General features: G+C 44.7%; 17 protein-coding genes and 3 tRNA genes. 6 read left to right on the top strand and 14 right to left on the bottom strand.

The genetic code is table 11. The annotated features are described in order from the left end of the window. Positions 1 to 28: 28 nt before the first annotated feature. The 5 genes from V1358_RS08370 to V1358_RS08350 are packed head-to-tail and all read right to left on the bottom strand — an operon-like array spanning position 29 to position 5,099. Complete coding sequence (locus tag V1358_RS08370) at positions 29 to 1,264, bottom strand: ABC transporter permease (RefSeq protein WP_347389528.1); 1,236 nt, start codon at positions 1,262 to 1,264, stop codon at positions 29 to 31. Next, positions 1,261 to 2,466 carry an efflux RND transporter periplasmic adaptor subunit gene (locus V1358_RS08365; RefSeq protein ID WP_347393205.1) on the bottom strand — a complete coding sequence of 402 codons (1,206 nt, stop codon included), beginning with the start codon at positions 2,464 to 2,466 and terminating at the stop codon, positions 1,261 to 1,263. Before V1358_RS08365 ends, V1358_RS08370 begins: the two co-directional genes overlap by 4 nt. Further along, entirely contained in the window at positions 2,463 to 3,467 is a 1,005-nt protein-coding gene (locus tag V1358_RS08360; protein ID WP_347393204.1) for an HlyD family secretion protein, read from the bottom strand. Before V1358_RS08360 ends, V1358_RS08365 begins: the two co-directional genes overlap by 4 nt. Further along, positions 3,460 to 4,431 carry an HlyD family secretion protein gene (locus V1358_RS08355; RefSeq protein WP_347393203.1) on the bottom strand — a complete coding sequence of 324 codons (972 nt, stop codon included), beginning with the start codon at positions 4,429 to 4,431 and terminating at the stop codon, positions 3,460 to 3,462. Before V1358_RS08355 ends, V1358_RS08360 begins: the two co-directional genes overlap by 8 nt. Then, positions 4,419 to 5,099, bottom strand: a complete 681-nt coding sequence (locus V1358_RS08350) for an ABC transporter ATP-binding protein (RefSeq protein ID WP_347393202.1) — start codon at positions 5,097 to 5,099, stop codon at positions 4,419 to 4,421. Before V1358_RS08350 ends, V1358_RS08355 begins: the two co-directional genes overlap by 13 nt. Before the next feature lie 193 nt (positions 5,100 to 5,292). Between V1358_RS08350 and V1358_RS08345 the strand changes: the two genes are divergently transcribed. Continuing rightward, entirely contained in the window at positions 5,293 to 6,222 is a 930-nt protein-coding gene (locus V1358_RS08345; RefSeq protein WP_347393201.1) for a cation diffusion facilitator family transporter, read from the top strand. Between the two features lie 22 nt (positions 6,223 to 6,244). Here V1358_RS08345 and V1358_RS08340 read toward each other — a convergent pair whose 3' ends face one another. Continuing rightward, the gene (locus tag V1358_RS08340; protein ID WP_347393200.1) at positions 6,245 to 10,804 is read right to left on the bottom strand and encodes an EAL domain-containing protein; all 4,560 of its coding nucleotides are present in this window, start codon (positions 10,802 to 10,804) and stop codon (positions 6,245 to 6,247) included. A gap of 194 nt (positions 10,805 to 10,998) precedes the next feature. Here V1358_RS08340 and V1358_RS08335 point away from each other — a divergent pair, with 194 nt between their 5' ends. Continuing rightward, complete coding sequence (locus V1358_RS08335) at positions 10,999 to 11,541, top strand: isochorismatase family protein (RefSeq protein ID WP_347393199.1); 543 nt, start codon at positions 10,999 to 11,001, stop codon at positions 11,539 to 11,541. Positions 11,542 to 11,556: 15 nt separating this feature from the next. Here V1358_RS08335 and V1358_RS08330 read toward each other — a convergent pair whose 3' ends face one another. Further along, positions 11,557 to 12,258: a TorF family putative porin gene (locus V1358_RS08330; protein ID WP_347393198.1), complete on the bottom strand. Its 702-nt coding sequence runs from the start codon at positions 12,256 to 12,258 to the stop codon at positions 11,557 to 11,559. 317 nt (positions 12,259 to 12,575) lie between these two features. Between V1358_RS08330 and V1358_RS08325 the strand changes: the two genes are divergently transcribed. Together V1358_RS08325 and V1358_RS08320 are read left to right on the top strand one after the other, a co-directional pair. After that, positions 12,576 to 12,770 (top strand): (2Fe-2S)-binding protein, encoded by a 195-nt coding sequence (locus V1358_RS08325; RefSeq protein ID WP_347389519.1) that lies wholly within the window; start codon positions 12,576 to 12,578, stop codon positions 12,768 to 12,770. 100 nt (positions 12,771 to 12,870) lie between these two features. Continuing rightward, on the top strand, positions 12,871 to 14,424 hold the full coding sequence (locus tag V1358_RS08320) for a phospholipase D family protein (protein ID WP_347393197.1): 1,554 nt from the start codon (positions 12,871 to 12,873) through the stop codon (positions 14,422 to 14,424). Between the two features lie 50 nt (positions 14,425 to 14,474). Here V1358_RS08320 and bfr (V1358_RS08315) read toward each other — a convergent pair whose 3' ends face one another. The 7 genes from bfr (V1358_RS08315) to V1358_RS08285 all read right to left on the bottom strand — a co-directional run bounded on the left by bfr (V1358_RS08315) (position 14,475) and on the right by V1358_RS08285 (position 20,446). Then, a complete protein-coding gene (bfr, locus tag V1358_RS08315; RefSeq protein WP_347389517.1) occupies positions 14,475 to 14,939 on the bottom strand; it encodes a bacterioferritin in 465 nt (154 codons plus the stop codon). After that, positions 14,936 to 15,424, bottom strand: a complete 489-nt coding sequence (gene bfr, locus V1358_RS08310) for a bacterioferritin (RefSeq protein ID WP_347389516.1) — start codon at positions 15,422 to 15,424, stop codon at positions 14,936 to 14,938. The genes bfr (V1358_RS08315) and bfr (V1358_RS08310) overlap by 4 nt, the downstream gene beginning before the upstream one ends. Positions 15,425 to 15,609: 185 nt before the next feature. Continuing rightward, positions 15,610 to 17,727, bottom strand: coding sequence for a TonB-dependent receptor (locus V1358_RS08305; protein ID WP_347393480.1), 2,118 nt, complete (start codon positions 17,725 to 17,727; stop codon positions 15,610 to 15,612). Between the two features lie 150 nt (positions 17,728 to 17,877). After that, on the bottom strand, positions 17,878 to 19,824 hold the full coding sequence (locus tag V1358_RS08300) for an EAL domain-containing protein (protein WP_347389515.1): 1,947 nt from the start codon (positions 19,822 to 19,824) through the stop codon (positions 17,878 to 17,880). Positions 19,825 to 20,173: 349 nt separating this feature from the next. Beyond that, positions 20,174 to 20,250: transfer RNA gene (locus tag V1358_RS08295), tRNA-Asn, on the bottom strand. A gap of 19 nt (positions 20,251 to 20,269) precedes the next feature. Then, positions 20,270 to 20,346, bottom strand: a tRNA-Asn gene (locus V1358_RS08290). A 23-nt stretch (positions 20,347 to 20,369) separates the two neighbouring features. Next, positions 20,370 to 20,446: transfer RNA gene (locus V1358_RS08285), tRNA-Asn, on the bottom strand. A gap of 721 nt (positions 20,447 to 21,167) precedes the next feature. Here V1358_RS08285 and V1358_RS08280 point away from each other — a divergent pair. Together V1358_RS08280 and uvrB are read left to right on the top strand one after the other, a co-directional pair. After that, positions 21,168 to 22,529, top strand: a complete 1,362-nt coding sequence (locus tag V1358_RS08280; protein ID WP_347390083.1) for an MATE family efflux transporter — start codon at positions 21,168 to 21,170, stop codon at positions 22,527 to 22,529. Further along, complete coding sequence (gene uvrB, locus V1358_RS08275) at positions 22,529 to 24,532, top strand: excinuclease ABC subunit UvrB (RefSeq protein WP_347393196.1); 2,004 nt, start codon at positions 22,529 to 22,531, stop codon at positions 24,530 to 24,532. Before V1358_RS08280 ends, uvrB begins: the two co-directional genes overlap by 1 nt.

The raw sequence follows: 24,532 nt of genomic DNA, 5'->3' as shown, positions 1-24,532 counted from the left end.
CTGTCGAGTGCGCGAGCACTCGATCGGATTATTCGCTTTGCAGCGCATCGATTGGATCGAGTTTTGATGCTTTAATCGCAGGATATACACCAAAAGTGAGACCCACAAGAGCACAAATGCTGAAAGACAGAATAATGGCACTGATAGACCAGGCTACCGCCCATTGAGAATATAGCGCTATCATCTCAGAGAGAATGATGCCAAATGCGACGCCAATAATCCCGCCCAAGACGGAAATGGTAAAGCTTTCGGCGATAAACTGGATGCGAATGTCCTTCTTTGTTGCGCCAACAGCACGTAGCAAGCCTATTTCTTTAGTGCGTTCGAGCACAGTGGCCAGCATGATATTCATGATACCGATACCGCCAACGAGTAAGGATATCCCCGCTACACAGGACATGACAATATTAAAAATACGTTGCGTTTGTTTTTGCTGCGCCAACAGCGCCGCTGGCACAACGAGTTCGTAATCATCAACGTCGTTGTGTCGGTAATTCAAGAAATGACGGATTGCTTCACTGGCTTGGCCAGGATCAAAGTCTGGGTTGATGGAAAACTTCAAGCTGCTTAATTGCGGCGCTAGTTTTTCTTGGGCAAAGCGATGCAACGCACTGGTAAGTGGCATAAATACGGTATGTTGTTGTTTATCAAGGTTCAGACTTTGAAACTCCCCCTTTCCTATATAAGGAGGGGCTAATACACCAACCACTTCAAACCACAAGTGATTCACTTTCACATATTGGCCTATTGCATTACCCTCAGGGAACAGTGTTTGTGCAGCTCCAGCTCCTAGCATCACCACCTGCGCCATCGACTCTGTCTCTTCAGAGGTGAAAAAGCGTCCCGCCTGTAACTGGAATTGCGCGATTTCGAAATAGTTGCTGCTTACGCCCATAGCGTCACTGGAAGTTTCTCCGAAAGCGCTGAATATGTGATAACTGTCGATTTTTTTATCTGCCGAAAAGTCTGTCACAAAGGGCATCGCCGATAGGGCCAATTCGCCGTCGCGCAGCGATAAGCCATTAGAATATTTGCGTTGTTCCGCGAGCTCTTTTTGCTCGAAGGTTTTGGCATTGGCAATGACGGTGTAAAGCCCCATAGAGTCAATGGTTTTGAGCGCTTCTTTTTCGGCTCCTTCACCAATATTAAGCATGGCTATCACCGCACCGACTCCAAAAATCATCCCCAATAAGGTAAGGAGCGTGCGTAATCTGTGCTGCCAAAGTTGTGCGAGCGTATCGATAAATAATTGCCAGTACTTCATGATGCATCCCTGTTTACCAGCGAGATAATATCTCCGGCCGTTAATCCTGATTTAATTTCCACGAGTGATAAATTGCCGCCGCTCACCGACACCTCTTGGCGACGCCATTGATTGCTGTCTTGAACGAACACAAATTGCTTTTGCTGCTCGGCAAAAATCGCCTGCCTTGGCACCATGAGCCCCGTTTGTTCTGGCTTGGTGGTGATCAACGCCTTTACTTTGAGTCCGGGTTGTAAAGTGACACCTGTGTTTGATGTAATCACATCAGTGAGCACTTCAAAGTATTTGCGTGGGTCACCGCGTTCGATTGATTTAGGCATAGGTGACACTGACGCTACTTGCACTGTAAACGGCTGTTCTGGGTAGGCTAGGGTGGTGACGAGGACCTTTTGCTCAGGCGCTAGTTCCAATGCCTCACGTTCAGAGACAAACAATTTAACTTGCAGTGAGCTGGTATCTGGCAGCGCTGCAATTTTTTGCCCTGGCCATAGAGTTTCACCCGGTTTTGGCTTCTCACCTCGCCAGTTTGCTTGGTGTGTGAGCAAACCATCGTGCGGTGCAATGACCTCTAAACTCGATAAATTTGCATCCAAGCGCGCGATTTTGTCGCTGTGTTCTTTGCGTTGCATATTCAACAGGTCAAGTTCACCTCCTGCAGAGTCTGCAAACTGGCCTTTTTGCCAGCTAAAGTATTCGCTTTTCGCATCCAGAAATTCCACGTTCTGCATCGACTCAAGAATCTCTAGTTTGGAGCGAATACGGATGTCATCAATGCTGAATTCTTTAGCGAATTTACGTTCTTCGCTGAGTAAGTCCATGTCATAAAGCAGTTGCCCTTGCTGTTGCTCGAGCTGTACTTGTTTTTGGTCGATATCCTCAGCCGAAATTGCCTGTTTGTTTTCGCTTGTACGACGCTCTCGTTCCATAAATGTGCCGTCGAAGCGGGCAATGACTTCGCCTTTTTTTACCACTGAATACTCTTCTTTGAGCCATTCCAGAGTTTGTGGCCCGCGACTGTTCATCGGTGTGGTGATCACAGTTTCATTGGCGGCGATGAGTTCGCCATGTGCTGGAACTGTGGTTACAAACTCTTGCTTTTTGAGGGTGTATGTCAACGCGTCGTGTTGTTGTGCTTGTTCAGCGCAACCACCCAGTAATGCAAGGGCGAATATGCCAATGAACGGGTTAAATTTATTGCTCATTCGCTCACCTCCTGTGCTTGCGTATGAATGCGTAATCGGGTTGTCATGCCTGGGCGCATTTTTTGCGTATCAATTTTATCCAAGGTGATGGTGGCATCAATGATTCGGCGTTTATCCTGCCAGCTTTTTTCTCTGAACACGCGCCCAAGTGACGCGACTGTACCAGTGGTGTGAATTTCATTGCTGCCGTCTATGATGATTTCAACTTTTTGTCCCGGCTTTATTTTGCCGCTGTCAGGTTCGTTGATTTGCGCCCGCACTTGCATTTGCTCAAGCACAGCAAGCTGCACCACGGGTTGGCCGAAATGTACGGATTCGCCCACAGCTTTCTTTTCACCTTCATTATCTGTGTGATAAATGACTAAACCAGCGATAGGTGCTTTTACTTTGAGCTTTTCGACATCGTTTTTGAGCTGTTCAACGTCATTAGCTAAACGAGCCACTTTCGCTTTGGCTAGTTGCAGATTCAATTCAGTGTTGTCATGGTGAAAAGCGAGCTTTTCTTTGGCTAGTTTTAAATCTGACGTGGCAATAGTGAAATCGATTTGTGCTTTCTTGCGGTCGATTTCAGAGCGTGAGTGGTCAACAATTTCAGCCTTGCGTTTGGCTTTGTCGAATTCCATTTGCATCTGCGCCACTTTGAGTTTGAGCTCCTCGAGCGTCGCATTCTCTTGAGCTTCTTTGTTTTCAAGTTCCTTTACGGCTTGTTGCCACTGGGCTTGTTTTTCTAGTAGACGGTCGCGCACGGGTTTGTCTTCAAAACTCACGATAAGGTCACCTTGTTGCACTTGGGTATTCTCTGGCGCCAGCGTTTTGATTTGGTATTGCCACATACGGGTGATAGAAGGTGGTGCTAACTGAGCAGTGCTTTGCGAGGTGATTTCACCGCTGGCAGTGATTACCTGTGCAGACTGTTTGTCAGCGGTTGATTGTGGCTCAACGGTGTCGTCACAACCTACAAGAGTTAAAGCAAGAGCGATGGAAAAAACGTATTTATTCACCTGTGAGCTCCTTTTGAGTGATTGCAAGACGGGCACTCATTCCAGGCAATAACGCGCTGATCTGGCTGTTATCGAAGTCAAACCGCGCGCGAAAATAAGCATCTTCGCCCCACTGGCTGCGTTCTTCAGGTTGCGTAGATAGCTCCGTCAGTGTGGCCTGGTGGCGGGTGTTCAAATGCGCGTCAAACACCAATTCTGCGCTATCACCAATTGTTAGTTGTGGGTAATCCACTTCGTGTACCCAAGCCTCAATATAAAGCTCAGAGAGAGAAGGGATTTCAACAATTTTCCAACCCGGTTGCGCGGTAACGCCGGCAAACAGTTTACTACCATTCCATGGGTGATTTGCCCAAATAACCGGACCGCTGCGTTCGGCAGTTAGGCTCATTTTTTCAAGTGATGCCTGCTGGTGTTGTAAGTCGAATTCCAGAAGCTCAATTTCCAACAACTTTTTGTTCACTTCCACTTCTGTAGAGGTTTTAGTTTCCGAATAGGTGGATTCTGCTTTTTGCTTGTCAACAAGTGCACGTTCAAGCGCGAGTTGGTTTTCTTCGTAGTCGTAACGGCTTAAATTGGTTTCAGGAATACGGGCGTCAATGCGTGCTTTATCCACGACTAATTGCGCACGCTCAAGCGCGAACTGCGCTTCAGCGAGTTTTTGTTTGCCGTCGTTTTGCGCTTTTTGCAACTCTTCTTTTTTACTTATAAGGCTTTGTTGGGTTTGTTCTACCTCTGCAGCTACAGAGCCGCTGTCAAACACTACGACCACGTCTCCGGGCTGAGCGATCTCGCCTTCTTTCATCAACCATTGCACTTGCACGCGCCAGTTATCGGTTTTTGGTGCATAGAATCGTTGTTGTTCACTGGCTTTGAGTTCGCCGCTGAGTAATAAGGTCTTAGCCACACTGCTGATGGACACGAACATCAGCACAAGGCTTAAAATGATGTGCTTTACTGTTGGCATTGCGAGTCCTCGATAATATGACCGTCACGCATGGTAATGGTGCGTTGTGCGTAAGCGGCAATGTCCGCTTCATGTGTCACCATGACGAGGGTATTACCTTGGTGATGTAACTCCTCGAGTAAGGCCATAATTTCGTAAGATGTTTTACTGTCGAGGTTACCGGTGGGTTCATCAGCAAAAATAACTTTTGGGTCATTCACTAGAGCGCGAGCAATAGCCACACGCTGACGTTGGCCGCCAGACATTTCATTAGGTCTGTGATGTGCTCGATGGCTCAAGCCCACTTTATCTAGCATCTCCAACCCTTTTTTCTTTGCTGACTCTGCATCAATGTCAGTGTAGCGAAGTGGCAATATAACGTTCTCAAGTGCACTAAGGCGTGACAACAAATGAAAGGTTTGAAAAATAAAACCAATGTGCTGATTGCGAATAGATGATAAGCGTTCGTCTTCAACATCGGCAATGGTTTCGTCACCGAGAAGGTAGGTGCCTTCAGTAGGGGTATCGAGGCAGCCCAGGATGTTCATAAGCGTTGACTTGCCTGAGCCAGAGGCACCCATGATGGCGACGAATTCACCTTTTTTAACGGTTAGCGATACACCGGCAAGTGCATCTACACGGGATTCTCCATCCCCATAACTTTTTCTAAGTCCCTGAACTTGTATCATATTATTGTAATGCTAATGACTAATACGGGTTTAATAACATACTCTTAGATTGGTTAAAACCTTTATGAGAGGAAGTGACACGTCGATTTCTTGTGCGAACACGTATTCAAGTCGTGCAAAACGGATGTAATTTTCGTGCAAACAGAGTAGAATTGTAACTATATATCATTTCTTTTCTGGCGAATTTGTATCCATGACTGACATCACCACCCACCAAGCATCACGTCGACGCCTGCTCATCGCTTTAGCGATTACGTGTAGTTTTATGGTGATCCAGTTGGTCGGTGCTTACTTTGCAAACTCTTTGGCTGTGTTTGCTGATGCTGGTCACTTATTTGTTCACAACAGTTCTTTGTTTATCGCCATTCTTGCCTCATCAATTGCTATTCATTTAGCGCGTAACTTCAATGAAGGATATAACAAGGCGGAATTATTAGGTGGCTTGGTCAACGGCGGTTTGTATTTGGCGATTAGTTTGACCATTCTTTCGGTGGGTTCGCAGCGCTACATAGATATTCACCATGGTCATGAACAAGGTGGCGTTAATACGCAAATTATGGCCATAGTTTCCATGCTCGGCTTTTTGTTTCATGGTGCTGCGGCTTGGGTTTTGTACAAAGGCCGCAAAGACAGCATCAATGTGTATGCGGTGTTTTTGCATACCTTTTTTGACTTATTGTCGACAGTGACTACTTTGCTGGCGAGTGTGATTATTGCGTATACTGGCTGGCAACAAATCGATGTTATCTTCAGTATGTTGATTTCGGTATTTGTATTGTTCACCGGTTTACGGTTGATTTTTCAGTGTGTGCAGCGTCTGCGCTCGGGCACTGAGGCCCTACCTAAAGCGGTAAAAGTTGAAAAGGCGTTAGCTCAGTTGGAGCATGTGGCCAGTGTACATAACGTGACGGTGTCTTTAGTTGATAACGCACCAGCGGTTGGAGCGCACCTAGTGCTTAAACACCAATGTACGATTGAAGCCCATGATGCCGCTTTGCGTGATGCTGCTGAAAGCATGTTGAAACAGCGCTTTAATATTTCTCACAGTGTGTTGCAAATTGAAGCCAATACACATGACCACGATCATCAACATTGTGCGAGTGCCTCCGCGAGTGCCTTATAGGCACTCGCAAATTTATTACACCCTAAACACTTTTCATCTTATCTAGCGTTTGCTCTATATACTCTTTAGAACCCAAGGTAATTGCGTCCGTTGGTTTGGCAAAGAAGAAACCTTGTAGGTGATGGCAACCCAGTTTGTTAAGGAAGAAGATTTGCTCACGCGTTTCTACACCTTCAGCAATACAGTACAGACCGAGGCTATTAGACAAGTTATGGATAGTGCGAATAATCGCTTCATTGGTTGGGTTAACACCTATTTGGCGTACGAAGCTTTGATCAATCTTAATAACGTCAATCGGGAATTGATTAAGATAGGTCAAGCTCGAATAACCGGTACCAAAGTCATCTAAAAACAGTTTGAGGCCAGCCGCACGCAGTTTATTTAACTGCTCAGCCGCTTTTGCCTTGTCATCGAGAAGGGTATTTTCAGTGATCTCTAAGCGCAGCTGGCTTGGGCGTACATTGTGCATTGCCAAGATATCGATAAAACGCTCTGTAAGGTTCGATTTTAAGATATGAATGGGCGATAAGTTGACTGACAGATAGAAATCATCATAGCTATCAAACCATTGCTGGAGTTCTCTTAGTGCACGGTGCAATGCTTGCTCAGTAATAGCATCGATTAAGCCTATTTCTTCAGCGACTGGAATAAATTCGCCCGGCGAAATGAATTTGCCATCACTTTGCCAGCGTAGCAGCAACTCCACACCCACAATGCGTTTTTGATGGATGTGCACAATCGGTTGGTAATGGTTGATCAATAGCTCATCACGATAGGCGTCTTGCAACGCATTTTCTAACATGAGTTTGTGAGTGATGCGGTTATTCATCTGTTCAGTGAAGAACTTATAGCCATTACGGCCAGCATTTTTGGCATAAATCATTGCCATATCTGCGTTGCGAATCAGGTCCTCAGCATTGTCTGCGTCAAATGGTGATAGGGCAATACCGATACTCACAGAAATATTGATAGTGATGTTGCCAATTTTAATTGGCTTTTCGAGCGTTCTTGCTAAGTGCTCGGACAATTCACTTAATGCTTGAGGCGATTGTACACGTTCAATTAATAGCAAGAACTCATCACCACTTTGGCGCGCCAGTAGGGAATTATCATCCAACTCATCGCTAATGCGTTCACAGATACAGCACAATACTTGGTCACCTACAGCATGACCAAACGAGTCGTTTACTGGTTTGAACTTATCAAGGTCGATAAACAGCAGAGCTAAAAGCTGTGCATTTTCTTTCGCATACTCAATTGCTTGGGCAATTTTTCCTCGCATCATCGAGCGGTTTGGTAACCCCGTCAAAGGATCATAATTAGCCAGATAACGCAGTTCATCTTCGGCACGTTTTTGCTCAGTTAAATCGGTAATAACGATAACGTAATAGCTGATTTCATCGGTGTTATCTTGTTTGTCTCGACAAACGGCAGTAACACTAATTTGTACTGGGTGTTTTTTGTCGTATTTGGTGCGAATTTGCTCTTCTAGGCGCCAATTTTCACCCGCTTTAAGGCGGCTAATGACTTTCATGTAGCGGTTGAATTTTTCTTTGCCTAACGCACGTACGAAGGGTTGTACCTTCAATTCTTGTTCGTTTGCTTGTGCAAAGGCGCGTTGGAAGCTTTCATTGGCAGAGAAAGGTGCCAAGTTTTCGTCGAGAATAAGCAACCAATCACTTATTTGGCTAATGGCTTCACCTAATACCGTTGCTTGCTGAGCTGACGCTTTAGCCTCGGTGATATTGGTGTAGATACCGGACACTTCTTTGGCATGACCGAAACTATCAAACTCAGTGATCTTGCCTACTTCATGATACCAATGCCATGTGCCGAGGTTATGACTTAATCGATAAGTGAAATCCCACGTTGCCTCTTCACCTTGATTTAAAAAGCGCTTCCAGTTGAGGCGGTATCGATCCACATCATGGGGGTGAATGTATTCTAAATATTGTTCAAATGAGCAGGCATCATTCTTTTTACTGTAACCGAGTTCTGCCGCGAGCCGTTTTTGCACAAACGATCGCTCGCTCACACTGTAATACCAAGTTCCACTATTATTGCTTTGCAGTGCGAGTTCTGTTTGTTGTTGCGACGCCAATAATTGACTGTGCGCCAATTGTGTTTTTGTTTGTTGGCGGCGTAGCCAAATAATCCAACTGCCGACAATCAGGATACTCATAACAATGTAAAAAGTAATCGCTCCAGGAGAGCGCCAAGGTGCGTATTTGGCAACGATAGCCAGGTGCAATGTACGCGACCAATTGCCCGAGACGGGGTCGTAAGCACTGATACTGAGCTGGTGATGACCTGGATTTAGCTTGGCAAACTGCAAGGTGTTTTCTTTGTAGTTTGGGTATCTGAAGTCACTGGCACCACTGAGTGCTATCTTGTAACGAACCTGATCACGATGGATAAAATCGAAGCTCGAAAATGAAATGGTTAACCCAAGGTCATCGTATTCGAGTTCAAGTGGACTATTTGCATAGCTAATGGGCGTATAACCTAGCGGGCGCGATAACAAAGAAATATCGGTGATTTGCGGCGCAGGCGCAATATAGTGGTTTGTGCTTGTAATGAAATCAGCTGGGTCGACAAGAATGAGTCCTTTCACTGTACCGAAAGCTAATTCGCCAGAAGATAAGTTCATAGCCGAAAAACTATTAAATTCAGCGGCATTCAAGCCATCTATCACACTAAAATGACGTAAATGTTCAGTGTTGATGTTGTAGCGGTATAGTCCATTGTTGGAGCTAAACCAAAGAACACCGAAATTATCAATGATGGGCTGGTAGACGTTGGTATTGAGCAAGCCGTCTTCAACGCCAATCCTGTCACGAACTTCGAGGGTTTCTAAATCTAGAGCAACCAAGCCCTCTCCATCAATACTGATCCACAAACTGTTATTTTGGTCCAATACCCAAGAATCAATAAAGTAAAAAAACTGGGCGTTAGGGCTATTGGCTTGATAGATCAGATGTGCCGTATTATTGTCTACATCGAAGCGGTATAACGCGCCGTTATAACTGAGTAATGGATCATCTTTATGCGTAGGCAAAGGTGGCAAAAAGTGCGATGCATTCTCTGCAGGAAGCTGTTGGCTAAAGGCATCTAATGCCTCAACCGTGTTGGCTTGCGGTTTATAACGGAAGTAGCCTTTGTCTGTGAAAAAGTAAGCGTCGCCATTTGCTAATTGTTCAATACCCCAAGATATAAAGCCTGGCTGCAATTGAGGTGGCAACGCTGCATCTTGTATCGGGTTGCTGACTTCACCTGTTTGGCTATTAAGCAACAGGACACCCATTGGTGTCTCAATCCATACTCCATCATTTGTATGCACGGCAGCTGACACTCGATAAACGGCTTGTTCATCCATAGCGACTTTTTCGTCGTCAGAGGTCCAATAGGTCTTAGCTGAGCCATCGGGGTTAATGCGGTTTAGGCCATTGCCGCTTCCAACCCAAAGGGTGCCATCAGATTGTTCGTACATGCCCCATGCAGCAGCGCCATGCTCAAATTGAGAGCTCAGGAGGTCATGCTGTTTAAAGCGCATCGATAACGGGGACCAAGCGAAAGCACCTTGTGCGCGTGAACCTAGCCACAGCATTCCGCTTTTGTCGCGGTACATACTCATGATGGTATTGTCTTGCACCGGATAACGAGAATCACTGAATTGGACCAAAACTCGTGCTTTTTTGGTTAATCTGTCGAATTCGTAAAGCCCCTCGTCCGTGGCAATTAAGTCAATGAGACCATAGCGCTGCAGCGACCATATATTGCGCTGGGGAAGTAAGGTTTTTATGCTGGGTTGATTGTCATTTAAATTATGGCTATATAGCCCTTCCACAGTACCGACGAGTAGCGTGTATTCACTGTCAAATTGCAAAAATTTGACATTGTTTTGGTCGCTTGTGGGTGTGCTTGTTGGGGTGTGTTGTAATAATTTCAGCTCGCCACTGTTTAACTCATATTTAAATAAACCAGCAGAAGAGCCAATATACAGTGCATCATCACTGGGTAAAATCACCCTCACCACTTGCGATGGTTTATCTAAACTGATCACTTTGTTGAGAGATTCTGTTTTCAAGTTGTAGCTGTATACAAAGTTGTTGATAGCAAGCCAAACTAAGTTGGGATCGTTGTTGTCTTGTGCAACATGCCCAACAACCGCAAAGCTATCGCCAGTTTCAGATTGGGCATTGGTTAACAATAATTTTGATGTCAGCGTTGCTGGATCGACTAGGTATAGTCCATTGAGTTGCGCAGATACAAGAAAAAGACCGTTGTTTAATCGGGTGATGTTGATAATGCTATCGGTGCTAAACGGTGTCTCTGAATTTTCGAATAATGTCAGGTTGTAACCGTCATAGCGGTTTAGCCCACGTTGAGTACCAAACCACAAGTATCCGAACTCATCTTGTGCTATCACATTTACGGTACCTTGGCTTAAGCCTTCCTCCGTCGAAAGACGTTCCAACTGGTAGCCGTATTTGGCTGTACTTGGTAAAGCATTTAATGGACTAGCGGGTAAAATTGAAAAGAACAACAACGCGCAAAGCGCGATCTTTATGTACCGACGCAACTTTCTGCTCCAAGTGAACGCTGAAACCGATTCAATAGCCTGGTTCCTTGACTGAATAGGTCTATCAACACAGAATTAACAAATATGTTATAAATCTAGCATAGAAGTACAGATCGTCACTATATCTTTATAATTTTACTTAAAAAAAACTGTAAACATAAGTGGTACAAATGTACCGTTTACATGGAGGCTACATGACAGTCGAGCGGCTCACTCAGCCAGCAATTTTCGTGGTGATTGATATGCAAAGTAACTTGGCACCGGCAATGGACAGCTATGCTGAAGTTCGCGATGTAGTCGCTAAACTCACGCAAGCGGCTCAGATACTCAATATTAAACACGTGATAACCGAGCAAAATCCAAAAGGGTTGGGGCACACTGACCCCTGTTTACTGAGCCAAAATGCGGTTGTTCTGACCAAGACCACCTTCAGTGCTGCACAAAGCGAGTCGTTTTTGGCTTCATTAGCAAACACCAACACTTGCCATGTGTACCTTTGTGGTATGGAAAGTCACGTATGTGTTTATCATACCGCCAATGAGTTATGTAATCTGGGTTATCAAGTCACCGTGATTGCTGATGCAGTGTGTTCACGCAAAGAAGAGAATAAACGTTTGGCGATGGACCAACTTAGAGCAAACGGCGTGCAGGTGTGTGCCAGTGAAACCGTCATGTTTGCGTGGCTTAATAGTTGTGAGCATCCAAGATTTAGGGAAGTACTAGCACTTATTAAATAAGTGCTAGTGTACATACTAGAGGGAGAATGTTCTGCTGATCAACAAGACCACGCGCTCATCTGCGTATTTGCTATCTATATCTGTGTCTTCTGCCGCGATTTCAAAATCGAAGCCAGCAAACGCAGTTTGATAGGCTAATCGATAATGGTAATAAGACTTGTGGTTATCTTGCCACATGAATTTATCGCCATCTAATGAGTTTGACGAATCAATACTTGCACGGATTGTGTGGCCATCGGCAATATCGAAGCTATGGGCGATCATAGTGATTATATGACCAGCATCGGTACCGGCATAATCCCATGAATACCAAATATTGGCTTCACTCACACCCAATGAGGATTGATAGGCGAATTTAGTATAGGCCTCGGCATAGTCGCTATCGCTAGAATAGGAAGCACCATGGTAGGTGTAATAAGCAATACCATAGTCGACAGATAATGCTTTACTCAACTCCCGGTAATTACCCAAATACACATCGACTTCGAGATCTGTACCATCACCAAAATCAACATTTGACGCCCACGCTCCCGCATACCAGCCTCTATCATGAGCGTAATCAATACTTCCTTGCAATGCCGGGTCGTTCAGGGTTTGGCTTACACCGTTAAAGGTATAGTCACTTGCACCGGTGAGTGTCGTAGACCATTGTGCCAAAGCCGTCTGTGAGGTAACTAACAGTGAGAGTGCGCTCAATGAATAAAGTACGTTTTTCATGTGTACTCCTAGTGAACAAGTTGTGTGAATGCGTGCCTTTTACGCAGAGTCTGGGCGTTAGGTTCGCGCTCAGGCACGCATTGCGTGGCAACTGTGCCCATGTAGCTAAAGCATAGTTCAATTTTTTAATGTCATACTCAGTTGTTGAAAAAAGCTGAGTAAAAATAAATAGCTAGCTGGAATAAATCGGTAGAACTTAATGCAGAGCTTAAATAGGTAAGCGCTACAGACCTACATCGCATTCAAATTCTTATTGATAACTATTTTTGTTTAGATTAAAATCCTCGGCATAGTCTAAATGAGAGTGGTTTGTATTCGTGTATATCTGTCTTTGTCACGGTGTTTCAGATAAAAAGATTGAACAGGCGATCGATAATGGCGCACGTTCTATGCGTGACTTGAGCTCTGAGCTAAAGGTGGGGTCTCAGTGTGGTAAGTGCTGCAACTGCGCGAAAAAAATACTAAACCAAAAGCTTATTGAGATCGTTGATGTCACGGAAGAAGTCGCTTAAGTTTTAATTTTCATTTACCTTTTAATCACTTAATTCTTTTATATCTGTGCGTCTTTGTTATATTTTATAAACATGGATTACGGCAATCGGCCGAGGCAGCATGGATCAACACTTTCACTTTCGTTCCCTTTGTATCTCTTTATTTTTAGGATATCTTCTAGGTTGCACCTCTGTACCTGAATATCAATCAGTCTCAGAGCAAGAGCCAAGCTACGCCCTAACAGCGGAGGATACTCAGTTGGTTGATAAATTCTTTGATGAACAACCAGACCCTGACCTGTCGGGATTCTACCCCCTAATAGATGGGTTAGATGCATTTGCAGCACGTATTGCACTTATCGATGCCGCACATACATCAGTTGATATTCAATATTATTTGTATCACCGCCAAGAGAGCGGGGCACTGCTGGCAGCGTATCTTCTTAAAGCAGCGGAAAGAGGCGTGCGTGTGCGTATTTTGCTAGACGACATGTCGCAAGCAGAATCAGAGCAAGATTTAGCTGCCCTTGCTTTACACGAAAATATCGAAGTCAGGTTATTCAACCCATTAAGTCATCGCAACCTACGCTTTTTGAGCTTCCTTACCGATTACCCTCGCGTATCAAGACGTATGCACAACAAAACCTTTATCGTTGACAGTCAGGTCTTTATAACGGGTGGGCGAAACATAGGGAATGCCTATTTCTCAGGTGAAGATCACGCCCAATTTGTTGATTTAGACGTGCTTGGGATTGGTCCTATTGTAGAAAAAGCGGCACATGCTTTTGATTTATATTGGAACAATCCTCTAGCTGAAACCATCGAAGGCTTATACGGTGGAGGCGATAACAAACACTATCAGCAGCTTTCGGAGAACTTAAAGCGTTATAGCTCCAAGGATTATGGACAAGACAGCCCTTATGTTAAGCGTCTTAAAGAATCAGATATTGTCTCTCAACTGCGCCAGGGTAAGTTGAACCTTGATTGGTCACCTGGTTACTTGTACGTTGACGACCCAAATAAACTTATCACCGATAGCCGAGATACTACCACGCACATGGCACCTAAAATGCTGGTCGCGATGGGCACCCCACGTGACACGGCGGTGATCGTTTCACCTTACTTCATCCCTCGTAAAAGTGGCGTAGCGCTAATCAAAAAGTGGCGAGACCAAGGGGTTGATGTCACCATATTAACCAACTCTTTGTCAGCGACTGATGTGCCTGTAGTCCATGCCGGATATTCGAATTATCGCAAAGAATTACTCGAGATGGGGGTTAATTTATGGGAATTGAAGCGTAACTTTGATGAGACGGAAGAGCCCTTAAAGATTAAGAGTTTTGGTGGTTCCTCCACGGCCAGCTTGCATGCAAAAACGATGGCATATGACGATGACCGTATCTTCATAGGTTCTTTAAATCTTGATCCTCGTTCTTTTAACTTAAATACAGAGCAAGGTGTGGTCATGGAATCTCACCTCTTCAACAAGATGCTGCGCGATTGGGTTAAGAACAATATGCCAGACTTTGCGTGGCGCGTGACGCTCGATGAAAATGGTGATCTACAATGGCAAGACAAGAGCGGTACTGTTCTGCATGAAGAACCAGAGACCACAGGATGGCAACGTTTCACGGTGTGGATGATGTCGTTATTACCAATTGAAAAAGCACTGTAATTTGTGCATTAAAAAAGCCGCTTAAATAGCGGCTTTTTTAGGTCTGAATACTACATTTGTGACTGTAAGTAGTTTTCTATGCCGGTCACTTTAATCAAATGTTGCTGTGTCTCTAGCCAATCAATTTGCTCTTCTTGCTCATGTTGAATGGCATCAAGCGCTTCACGGCTAATGTAGTCTAAGCGGTCTTCTGAGAGCTTAATGGCAGCTTGTAAGTCTTTGAGTGATTCCATTTCAAAGTGCATATTAGCAGCGATCATTTCTTCAGGATCTTCTCCGATGCGCAGACGACCTAAATCTTGTAGGTTAGGCAGACCCTCTAAAAACAAAATGCGTTCGATGAGGCGATCCGCGTTCTTCATCTTTTGGATGGAGACCTTGTAGTCCGCTTTGTCTAATTTTGTAAAGCCAAAATCTTTAAACATGCGTGCATGCAAAAAGTATTGGTTAATACCCACTAGCTCATTTGCGAGCACTTTGTTTAATGCACTGATGACGTCTTTATCGCCTTTCATGATGGCACCTCAGATTCACCCATTTGCGCTTGCAGATAGTTTTGAATACCGATTTTATCGATTAAGCCAAGTTGCTGTTCAAGCCAATAAACATGGTCTTCTTCGGTATCAAATAACAGTTTTTCCAGCACTTCGCGCGATTGATAATCTTGCTCTTCTTCACAAATTTTGATGGTTTCTTTCACGCTTTGAACCACTTCAAGTTCCAAGGTTAAATCGTTTGCCATCATTTCTTTAACGTCTTTGCCCACCAATAAGTCACGACGTTTAGTCATGTTTGGCACGCCTTCAAGGAAGAGAATGCGTTTGATTAGCCAGTCGGCATGTTCGGTTTCTTCCTCGCGTTCGTGTTCTAAACGCACATACAATTTGTTTAATCCCCAATCTTCATACATGCGTGAATGGATGAAATATTGGTCGATTGCAGCCAGCTCATTTGCGAGCAATTTGTTGAAGCTGTCGATAACTCGTTGTTTACCTTGCATTTGCTACGGCCTCGTAGTTTCTTGATGCGTCAAGTTTAGTTTATTCTCTCGGGAAATCAATTATTTTCTTTAAAATCAGCCAGTTACAATTGTGACTTATTCGCATTCCAATTAAGGTTTCGCTCCGCTTTTACATAAAAAAAGCCCACGTTTGCAAGCAAAGTGGGCTTAAGTATGTTGTCTAATTAAAATTGGTAATTAATACCTGCGGTTATCGTCGTGCCGAGCCCCTTTATGTTGTATCCACCGTAGGTATAAGCCTGGGCGCGAGCAGGATAGTAGTCGCGATTTAGTAGGTTTTCGATACCCACATACCCTTTAAGTTGGTCGGTAAAACGGTGCTGGCCGCTCATATTCAATACCAGATAATCATCAATCGGCGCTTGGTCGCCAACATAGTCACCCGCGTCATTGGCTTCAAAGCGCTTTCTATCACCTACGTATAAGGCAGATAGGCCCAAAGATGTGTTTTGCGTCGGCTGCCATTGCACGTTGGCTGTCGCCTTAGGTGGGCTAATTTGGCGTGCACCTAGGTAAATATCATCAGCCGTATTCTTTCCTTCTACGTAAGCGTAGGTGAGGGTAGTTCGCCATGCTTTGTTGAAGCGGTAGTCAGCAAGTAGTTCGTAACCCCAGATTTCTTGTGGTGCACGCACAGGCATGTAAACCCCGGTTGTAGGGTCAAATGAGTTGGTTGTCCCCAACTCTGATGTACTGCGATACAAAGAGCCTTCAACACGCAGCTTATCAATTACTGAGGTGAAGCCTACTTCGTAGTTATCAATGACTGATGCTTCGGTTTGGATGAGTGCAATGTCGTTGACAGTGGCTGTACGCAGTAAGCGACCAATATCTGAAATGTCTGCGCCTTGCGAGTAGCTCACAAATGGGCTGAATGCTTCATAGGCATTGTACTTTAAACCGATATTGTAGGTGGTCGCGGTGTAGTTAAGTGTGTCACCGCGCACATCGATTGGAACGGAGCATTGAGTTTCGCTTCGGCACAGCTTCAATGTGCGATAGTCATCCACTTTCAGGTCGATATCTTCGTGGCGTACACCGGCTTTGAGCACATAGTGGTTATTCACCACCCACTTACTTTGTAAGAAGCCAGCAAAATTACTCATGTCCATCTCAGGTACCCAAACGCGGCCATCCACCAGAGGTTGAGAGGTTACATCATTGAGAATGTCCACACCGTAAATAAGCGTCGCTTCAGTGTTTTCGAGGTCAAATAAGGTGTTAAAGGTTGCACGCAGACCTTTTTTCTCAGAGGCGATGATAGACTGGCCGCCCTCGTAACCTTCACTTGGGTTGGCTAAGTTGGGCGAGAAAAAGAACACATTCTCAATGTCTTGTGCGTATAAATCGAATGTCAATGCGGTTGCTTTGAATATTTCACTGTCCGTGTATTTAAGCATGATGTTGGTGTTACCACTTGGCCCTTGCGGTAGGCCCTGCTTTTGCTGCTCTTGTGGCACATGAATAGCGTAAGACTTTTCACCTGTATTAACGTTGCCGAATACGTCTGCCAAATCAGTTTTTTGCTGTGATTTATAGTAGTTATAAGTAATAGAAAGCGACTTTTCGTTATCGAAGTCGTAGCCTAGTTTGGTGAAGTAGTTGTGAGTCTCTACATCACTTAGGCCATACTGTAGACCAAGGATATCCCCCTCTGCGTCGCGTTGAACGCCATTTTCTTCGACACTGACGGTAGCTAAATAAGAGAATTCGTCCTGACGACCATTGATTGATGCTTCCAATCGTCCACCCAGAGACTCATCGGCTCTTACCGCACTGAAGCGGCTCGATAAATCCACTGAAATTTTTGCACCGTTATCGCTATGAGGGCGCTTAGTGATGTAGTTAATAACACCCCCTGCTGCGCCGTTACCATATACCGACGTAGCCCCCTTGATGACTTCGATACGCTCAATGACGCTTGGATCTAATGTGCGAACCCCCAACGAGCCGTTACGTAAAGGAGTTGATTGTGGCACGCCATCAATCATCACCAAAGGCGCGCGTCCACGCAGAGTTTGGCCGGTGTTACTTGAACTATTCGTACTTGGAGCCATACCCGGCACGAGAACTTCTAGGAGGTTTTGCAGCTCTGGACTTACTTTTAATTGTGCCTCGATTTGTTCACGGGTAATAACGGTCACGGATGCAGGTACTTCGTCAATGTTTTCGACAACACGGCTGCCTGTGACGATGATACGTTCTAGATCATTGCTTGGTTGTTGAGCATATACTGAAGTGCTTAGCGCGAGAGAAAGTATAGATAGTGGAAAACGCACAATAAATTCCTTGATATTGATATTTTTGCGAATGGTAATGCAAATCAATCTCAATAACAAGCTTGTTGTGAAGTTTTAATAATTAATGAATTAGATGCCAAAGCTCAAACAAAAAAAGGAGGGCAGCCCCTCCTTTTTCGCGAAATATGTAATTTACAGCTCTCTAGGCTTTTCTATGTAATAACCTTGTGCGCCATCTAAGCATAATACTTCGATGATATGCTTCTCTTCTTGGCTTTCGACGCCTTCAGCGAATACACGAACGCCGATCCTATGTGCTAAATCAACCATCAAGCGCATGAAGTACTGATTGTTTTTATCATCTTCTAGACCGCGGGTGTAACTGGCGTCCATTTTGATGTAATCAGGCTTGAGCTCTCTAAAGAACTTAAAGGATGTCAGGCCAACGCCGAACTTCTCAACGGTGATCCGCGCGCCGCAACGGTGCAACATTGATATGAAGCGTTTACTCGCAATAATGTTCTGTTGCAGCCCGAGTTCTGAAATTTCAAACACTAAACGAGACGCCAATTCACCTTCTTTCAACAAACGACGTTCGAGCCAGATTAAAAATTTATCGTCATGGGCGCTGGCCGCAGAAACATTAACACCAAAATAATGCGCGTTAAGGTTCTTGCTCTTAATGGCCTTAAGCGAGTGCTCGATGATCATCTGGTCAAGTTCGATGGATTTACCGAGTTGGTCCGCCATTGCCATAAATGATGAGGTGGGCAAGATATGATCTTCGTTGTCACGAAATCTTGCTTGAATCTCAGAATAGGCAACGTTACTTTTACCCAATGGCATGATCGCTTGAATAACAAGCTCAACTGACTGTTTTTCAATTAGGTCGTTGATCATCTTACGCCAGTTTTGAGTGCCTTGAACCGAACTTTCACTCACATCTTCTGGGCGTTGAATGTGCCATGCATTCGCCTGTTTGCTTTGCGCTATGTTCATAGCCACATCGACATTGGCAAGTAGTTCACCTAATGGCTTATGTTGCTCGTAAGGAACTATACCTGTATACGCCACAGAAGGTAGATTATGAACTTTCTGATATTGGTTTAATTTTGCTTGTACAGATGAAGCAAAACGTTCCGCCTCTTTAGTCGGGATATTTGGCAGGACCACTGCAAAATCTGAACTATTAAGCCTAAACACATGGCTGCCGCCATAGTTGCTAACCGCCCCCGAAAGCATTTCGGCGATACTGCGGATATATTCATCACCTTGTTGGTAACCGTTACTTTGGTTGATATGCTGTAATTCGGTACCGCGCACTAGCGCAACACAACCAAAACAGTCTGATTCGGCATGCTCAATGTGGCGCTCATAATATTCGACAAACATATTACGGTTACCTAGTTCGGTTACCACGTCTTTATATGCTTCTTTTTTAATTTCTACGGCTGAGCTGGCGATATTGTCCATCTGTCTGCCAAGGTGTGCGTTCAAGCGCCCTAGGGCAGGGGAGATCTGATTGGCAATCTTTAACTTTTCTTTGTCATCAGCAAAAGCGCGGCTGAAGTGGTCGGGAAGGTCATTACTGACAACAAATTGATCAATGATAGCTGACACTAGATCGGCAATACGACGTCTGTACCCACGGTAGGCTGTTTTCAAACTAGCGATAGGCACAAAGCAAATAAAGGTAATGACCAGAACAAAGTAGATAAGGCCTTGTTCAAAGGCTTTGGCAACATCACTTAAATCAGCGATAAATTCAATTCGTAGCTCACCATTTTGGCTAACGGTAAATTGGCTTCGAACTGAATCGAATTGGGATTGAGCAATTTGGGAAATAACAGCGTCTTCGGGCTTTTTGCTTTTAGTGGTGAGAACTTCACCTTCGCTGCTGCGAATCCAAACCCTTTGAATCGGCATCAAGGCGATGAGTTGCTCAGCAATCATTGGGGCTTGCTCTGCTGCTTCTTCAGCAGTTAGTTGAGGCTGTGCGTCAAGGTAGCGCTGCAATTGAGCTTGCATGTTATCTTGTTGTTGTGTGCTAAAGGCATGAAAAACCATGACGTTCGCAACTATTCCTGCACACAGGGCTAACAGCCATAATGTAAATTGTAAGAGAGTGAACCGTTTCAAAGTTGCTTATCCTTTACTCTTTTAACCAGTCAACGACGTTCCAACTCGCCACTGACCAATACAATGAACTCGGAAACTACGCGAGTTTGTTATTACTTCTTAGTATATGAAGCTTCGTCCATGATGAATTCCCTGAAATCACAACAACTTATAGTCATGATTCGCATGCGCATTATTAGCCAGCAGCACGAATATGACAATGCATTGATACATTTTGTAATAAAACAGGGGATCGAATTACATTTAGTATTATGTTGAATATAAACAAAAATATAGAAGAAGAGTAGTTCACTCAATGAACGATGTCTAGGGAGAATGTACGATATTTGAATAGATTTAGGAGCGTATTTGGCTCCCCCTCCCCGACTCGAACGGGGGACCTGCGGATTAACAGTCCGTCGCTCTAACCAACTGAGCTAAGGGGGAACAATTACGTCTTAGGAAGTGGCTCCCCCTCCCCGACTCGAACGGGGGACCTGCGGATTAACAGTCCGTCGCTCTAACCAACTGAGCTAAGGGGGAACAACCTAAGTGCTGAAAGATATTGGCTCCCCCTCCCCGACTCGAACGGGGGACCTGCGGATTAACAGTCCGTCGCTCTAACCAACTGAGCTAAGGGGGAAGCGCCTGTCTCTCAACGGGGCGAAATATTAATGACGACACCCGCTAGTGTCAACTAATAAAACTCGCAAAAATAAAAAAAACAGCTCGTTCGCCGTTTTTTCACTCAAATTGACTGTAAAGCAGGCTAAATTCTTTAAATTAGTGAGTTTGCGCCTACAAGCGTTCTATCCAAGTGCTGTAATTTTGTGCGTCTTGCCTAACAATCAAGTACTTATTTAGTTTTTGCTGACGAGTAATTTGCATGTGGTTCAGTTAATAGTCGGCGCTAGGATTGCATTACTTTTTACTGATATTCTGTAATCCCTTATATTTAAAGGGCTCGGTTAACTTATCCACGAAATCTGTGGATAACTCTGTTTATGAATGTTGAGAATGTAGAGAAATCAGGCTCCGACAAGCGGTTAGACATAATGCAAGGGGTTCAGTGCAAAATATATTTTTCAATAAAAACAATGTGTTAATGGTTTATTCTTAAAAGTTACTAAAGAAATGTTTTTTATGCTGTGTTTGCTCACAGGCTTTTTATTGCTGTGCAAAAATAAAGCATTATTCAACAAGGGTGTTTCCGAGGTGTAAATTAATTGTTTTTTGAGCAGTTTGACCCAGAAAAATTATCCAAAGACGAGAAATGAACATTTTTTATGCGTCAATTAACCATGGAAGGGGATGGGCGGATGCATTAGAATAGAGCTTCGTTCCAACAGCAAGTAAGTGTTGTCATGGCAAAAGCCGAATCATCAATGATCCTCTCTGCTCCTATTGTGCCAACATTGCGCAAGATGACCATTCCCATGATCTTCGGTATGATTTTCTTAATGCTGTTTAACCTTGTTGATACTTTCTTCATTAGTATGCTCGGTACCGAGCCGTTAGCAGCTATTAGCTTTACTTTCCCAGTTACCTTTACAGTTATAAGCCTTGCGATTGGTTTGGGGATTGGCACGTCCGCTGTCATTGCCACGGAACTGGGGTCTGGAAGCCAAAATCAAGCGCGTTTCCACGGTGGTGTCGCTATCGCATTGTCTGCGGTTATGGTCACCGCTTTAGCGATAATCGGTTTTGTGTTTATCGATGAAATCTTTTTGCTTTTGGGTGCACAGCCACACTTATTGGCGCTCATTCATCAATACATGGGGGTATGGTTTTTTGCCAGTGTGTTACTCGTTACCCCGATGATCGGTAACTCGGTCCTCAGAGCCAATGGTGATACCAAAACACCGAGCATCGTTATGGGTGCGTCTGGTTTGGTCAATGCTATTCTTGACCCTATTTTAATATTCGGTTTTGGTCCTATAGAAGCCATGGGGGTGCAAGGTGCTGCCATTGCCAGCGCAATTTCCTGGGTAATAGGCGTGGTGGCAATTCTCTACATCTTAATTATAAAGCGCCAATTGGTCAGTTTACGCTGTGCGACTCAAACTTATAAAAACGCTATCAGAAATATATTGAGGATTGGTTTACCTGCAGCTGGCGCTAATATGCTCACGCCGCTGGCAATGGCGGTGATGACAGCGATAGTCGCTCATTTTGGTGCTCCTGCGGTTGCTGCTTTTGGAGTAGGGAGCCGTATCGAATCAATTGCCTCTTTGGTTGTGTTGGCTCTGTCTATGACCTTGCCACCTTTTATCAGCCAGAATTTTGGTGCCGGTAAAAAAGACCGTGTGAAACAGGCCTATCAACAAACGCTCAAGTTCGTGATGATTTGGCAATTTTTTATATACCTGGTGTTGATTGTCGTGGCGCCATTTATCGCGAATGCGTTTGCTGATGATGATAATGTGCGCGACTTAATTAAACTGTTTATCTACATTCTACCGTTAACCTATGGCTTGCAAGGTGTAATTATTCTCACCAACTCTTCGTTTAATGCTGTGCACAAGCCTTTAAATGCCTTAGCGCTGAGTGTTATTCGCTTGTTTGTGTTTTACGTGCCCATTGCTTACATTGGCAGTTTGATTGCGGGACTAGAAGGGCTATTCGTTGGAGCAGCAATTGGTAATCTATTTACAGCCCTCATAGCGTATTATTGGTTTTCACAAGGACTCAAGTGTACTGAGGTCGAAGCTCAGGAGGCAACATAATGAAAGATGTGTTTGAATTACAATCCAGTTACTCCCCAAGTGGTGACCAACCCACAGCAATTGCGCAACTTGTTGAAGGCTTAGAGGCTGGATTAGCACATCAGACGCTGCTCGGAGCAACGGGCACGGGTAAAACGTTTACCATGGCAAACATCATCTCGACCTTGAACCGTCCAACTATCATCATGGCGCATAATAAAACCTTGGCAGCGCAGTTGTATGGTGAAATGAAAGAGTTTTTTCCGAGCAACGCGGTGGAGTATTTCGTTTCTTACTACGACTACTATCAACCGGAAGCCTATGTGGTTGCCAGCGACACCTTTATCGAAAAAGACGCTTCTATCAACGAACATATAGAACAAATGCGGTTGTCGGCGACCAAAGCGTTGCTGGAGCGTCGCGATGTCGTCATCGTGGCATCGGTATCGGCGATTTATGGTCTGGGCGACCCTGACTCATACATGAAAATGATGCTGTTACTCAAAGTCGGGGATACCGTAGACCAGCGCGATATGCTGCGCCGGTTAGCCGAGTTACAGTACACGCGAAACGATATCGACTTTAGCCGCGGTACCTATCGTGTTCGTGGTGAGGTGATTGATATTTTCCCTGCTGAATCGGATGATATCGCCGTGCGAGTAGAAATGTTTGATGATGAAATCGAACGTTTGAGCTTGTTTGACCCATTGACTGGGCATGTAGAGAAGAACTTAGTTCGCGCTACTATTTATCCGAAAACACACTACGTAACGCCGCGAGAGAAAATCCTCGGTGCTATCGATAATATCAAAGTTGAATTGAAAGACCGTCGCCAGCAATTACTGGACGCCAACCGCCTCATAGAAGAGCAACGTGTCGCGCAACGAACTCAATACGACATAGAAATGATGCAAGAGTTGGGCTATTGCTCTGGCATCGAAAACTACAGCCGTTACCTTTCAGGTCGAGCGCCTGGCGAGCCACCGCCGACATTGCTTGATTACTTGCCTGATGATGCGTTGATGATAATCGATGAATCTCACGTTACGGTGTCGCAAATTGGTGCCATGTATAAAGGTGACCGATCACGCAAAGAAAATTTAGTCGAGTACGGTTTCCGCTTGCCTTCCGCTATGGACAATCGTCCACTTAAATTTGAAGAGTTTGAGTCCATCATGCCGCAGACTATTTACGTGTCGGCAACACCAGGTGATTACGAGCTCAATAAATCGGCAGGCGAGGTTGCAGAGCAGGTTATTCGTCCAACGGGACTCATCGATCCTGAGATAGAGGTACGTCCGGTTAGCACGCAAGTTGATGATTTATTGTCAGAAATCTATAAGCGTGTAGAAATTGACGAAAGGGTCTTGGTCACCACCTTAACGAAGCGTATGGCAGAAGATCTCACAGATTATCTTGGTGATCATGATGTGCGAGTACGCTATCTGCACAGTGATATCGACACCGTAGAGCGCATGGAAATTATCCGTGATTTACGAGCAGGCGTATTTGACGTGCTCGTGGGTATCAACTTGTTACGTGAGGGATTGGACATGCCAGAAGTCTCTTTAGTCGCTATTTTAGACGCAGACAAAGAGGGCTTTTTACGCTCTGCACGTTCGCTTATTCAGACGATTGGTCGTGCAGCACGACATATCAATGGCAGGGCAATTCTCTATGGTGACGTAGTCACGCGGTCTATGCGACAGGCGATCGATGAGACTAACCGACGCCGAGAAAAGCAAATCGCGCACAATGAAAAGCATGGTATTACGCCACAGGCGCTGAAAAAACGTATCACCGACGTAATGGACACTGGCAGCTCACCTAAACAGTCCTCTGGTGTACGTAAAGCGCAAACTAAACCAGGCAAATCGAGTACTATGAATGCTGAACAATTGGCGAAAGAAATTACGCGTTTAGAAGCGCAAATGCATGAATTTGCACGCGAATTGGAATTTGAAAAAGCGGCTAAGATACGCGATGAAGTGCATTCTTTGCAGCAGCAACTTATCAACAGTTAA

The organism is Pseudoalteromonas pernae (assembly GCF_039831865.1).
Taxonomy (GTDB): domain Bacteria; phylum Pseudomonadota; class Gammaproteobacteria; order Enterobacterales; family Alteromonadaceae; genus Pseudoalteromonas; species Pseudoalteromonas pernae.
Note: the sequence above shows the minus strand (reverse complement) of the source record. Positions and strands in the feature narration are given on the sequence as shown.